Here is a 2,972-nt window from a genome sequence, read left to right as displayed (position 1 = left end):
AAGCGGGCAGCGGGTAGCGTCTGTAGAAATGTCGAAGTTATTTCAGGACAGCTCCTTTACAGCACAATGCTGCTGAACACAAAACCGGCCACCACAGAGAACCCAATCGACATCAGACCCGGCAGCATAAAACTGTGGTTAAACACATACTTGCCAATGCGGGTCGTGCCAGTGCTGTCAAAGTCGATAGCGGCAATGATCGGACCGTAGTTCGGTACAAAGAAGTAACCGTTAACGGCCGGAAACATGGCCACCAGGGACGCCACTGGCAAGCCAAGGGCCACACCCAGAGGCATCAGGGTCGAGGTGGTGGCACCCTGGCTGTTAACCATCACAGACAGAATAAACAGCGCGATGGCAAATGCCCATGGAGCACTTTGTACCAGATCAGAGATACTGCCTTTCAACAGCGCATCGTGGGCACCGAAAAAGCTGTCACCCAGCCAGGCAATACCGAAGATAGCAATAATTGCCCGCATACCCGCAAGGAATACATCGCCACGGCTTGCTTCAGCAACATCCGCCTTACCCAGCCAGACCATCAGTGCTGATACTGCCAGCATGATGATTTCAATGGTATGCGCCATGTACATGGCAGAACCATTGAACTGAGGACGTAACCCGGGAATGGCCCCCATCAGAACCACCAGAACAGCACCAAACAGAAACAGCAGAACGGAGATTTTCGCCCCCGGCTTCAGTTCAGCCGCAGAAACCGTGGTGGTCTCTTCCATCTTGCGGCGAAACTCCGGGTCTTGCATCCGCCGCTGATATTCAGGGTCATCCTTCAGCTCTTTGCCCAGCTTGTTGGTCACCAGGGCGGCAAGGAACAGGCCAATCATCGTTGCCGGAATGGTGGTGCCCAGAATCTGTCCCAGGGTAATGTCATACCTTGTCGACATGATGGTCAGCATGGCAACGGTGGCGGCGGCAATCGGGCTGGCAACAATACCCACCTGAGAAGCGATGACCGCCATGGACATGGGGCGCTCCGGGCGCACACCGGTCCGGCGGGCAACTTCAGCAATAACCGGCAACACCGAGTAAGCGACATGACCCGTACCGGCAAACATGGTGAAGAAGTAAGTCACCGCCGGCGCAATAAAGGTAATACGCTTTGGATTTTTTCTGAGAATACGTTCAGCCAGCTGCACCAGGTAGTCCATGCCACCGGCAGCCTGCATACAGGCGGCAGCAGAAACCACTGCCAGAATCATCAACATAACATCAATCGGTGGAGAGGTCGGCTGAATACCGAACACAAAAGAGAGAATGGCAAGACCCACACCCCCCATCAAACCAAGACCGATTCCCCCGATACGTGCACCCACCAGTATGCACAGAATCACAATGGCCAATTGCAGCCAAATCATAATTACCCCCCGACAACACGAAAGTGCTGTAAAACCCCAAGACAAAGCTGCCTCGCTGCTGTGGGAAATCCCTCAGGCAGAGGCAGAGGAAAAACAGGGGGGAAGTGTACCGGGGTTCTTTTTTATACAGATTGACTTAAAGCAACAAATTCAACTGCGCTCAAGGAATCAGTCAATCTGCCTTTCAATAACAATCAAAGGAAAAGATCATACCGGAGAATCGATATCAACAAACTCCTGCTCAATACCCGTTTCATCATGCAGCCAGCGAGCCAGTGCCTGAACGCCATAACGCTCGGTAGCATGGTGGCCGGCACTGATGTAATGAATGCCATTTTCCCTGGCAAAATGCACCGTTGATTCTGAAATCTCACCACTGACGTAAGCATCCACCCCCAGGTTCAGGGCCTTGTCAATCATGTTTTGCGCGGCCCCGGTGCACCAGGCGATGGTTTTGACAGGGTGGTCTCCTCCGGCAATCACCAGCGGATCGCGCCCCAGCTTGCCGGAAATTTCCTGGCTCAACTCATCCAGCGACAGTTTTCGCCCTGTTGTTCCCCAGTTACCCACCGGCAATCTGGCTCCCGGCTCCATGCCACCGACCACATCCCAACCCATCAAGCGGGCAAGCTCAGCGTTATTGCCCAACACCGAATGGGCATCCAACGGTAAATGATAGGCAACCAGGCTGATATGGTTCGCCAGCAACGTTTCAATGCGCCGCCGTTTGCTGCCGGTAATCACCGCATCTTCCCCACGCCAGAAATAGCCATGATGCACCAGAATGGCATCGGCCTTCAGTTCAATGGCCCGGTCAATCAGCGCCTGACAGGCCGTGACCCCCGTGACGATCTTCTTGATCGGTGCGTCCGCTGCCGGACTGGCATCCACCTGAAGGCCATTGGGGCAGTAATCCTTGAACAGGCCAGGCTGCAATTCCTGGTCCAGTAATGCCACCATTTCTTTTAATGTCATATCTTGTGATGTGGGCACCATCGGTTCTCTCCATCCTTACATCGCGGTATATTAACAATCGTATTTTATTGGTCTCATTATAATCACATAATGGCAATTCCCATGGGCTGCGAATGAAAAAACTGCTTAAGTCGGTTGGCTTACCCATCCTGATCGGGCTATTGATTGCGATCACAGTCCTGCTGATCAAGCCAGAGTTCGGTGGTATTTCAGAACAATCCCGCAACCGCTTTATTGAACAATCAGCCAGGGTTTTCAATGTCACCGGGCAGGTTTCCTACAGTGACGCCGTGAAAAAGGCAGCACCGGCCGTGGTCAGTATCTCCACCAGCAGTCTGTCACAGCGTGGTGACAGCAACCTGCCACTGCCCCAGAGAACCCACGCCCGCAACACCCCGGAAGGTTCCGGTGTTATTGTCGATCCTGAAGGCTATATCCTGACCAACCACCATGTGATTCAACATGCAGCCAGACTGATGATTACCCTGCGCGATGGCCGGGAAGTCAAAGCCAGCATTATTGGTACCGACCCGGAAAGCGATCTTGCCGTGTTAAAAATCAACCTGAAAGACCTGCCCTATCTGGACCTGGTGGACTCTGGCAGCGCAGAAATCGGTGATGTGG

3 protein-coding genes are annotated in these 2,972 nt (G+C 53.3%); 1 reads left to right on the top strand and 2 read right to left on the bottom strand.

All coding sequences use genetic code 11. The features are described 5' to 3' along the window. Positions 1-56 precede the first annotated feature (56 nt). Positions 57-1,373: an anaerobic C4-dicarboxylate transporter family protein gene (locus tag KDK14_RS08070; RefSeq protein WP_257264575.1), complete on the bottom strand. Its 1,317-nt coding sequence runs from the start codon at positions 1,371-1,373 to the stop codon at positions 57-59. Positions 1,374-1,580: 207 nt separating this feature from the next. Further along, positions 1,581-2,369, bottom strand: a complete 789-nt coding sequence (locus KDK14_RS08065; protein ID WP_306671488.1) for a Nif3-like dinuclear metal center hexameric protein — start codon at positions 2,367-2,369, stop codon at positions 1,581-1,583. A 92-nt stretch (positions 2,370-2,461) separates the two neighbouring features. Between KDK14_RS08065 and KDK14_RS08060 the strand changes: the two genes are divergently transcribed. Beyond that, positions 2,462-2,972, top strand: a 511-nt coding sequence (locus tag KDK14_RS08060) for a trypsin-like peptidase domain-containing protein (protein ID WP_257264574.1), incomplete at its 3' end; no start/stop codon positions are given.

The organism is Endozoicomonas sp. ONNA2, assembly GCF_024606365.1.
GTDB lineage: Bacteria > Pseudomonadota > Gammaproteobacteria > Pseudomonadales > Endozoicomonadaceae > Endozoicomonas.
This window is presented reverse-complemented; position numbering and strand designations above follow the sequence as displayed.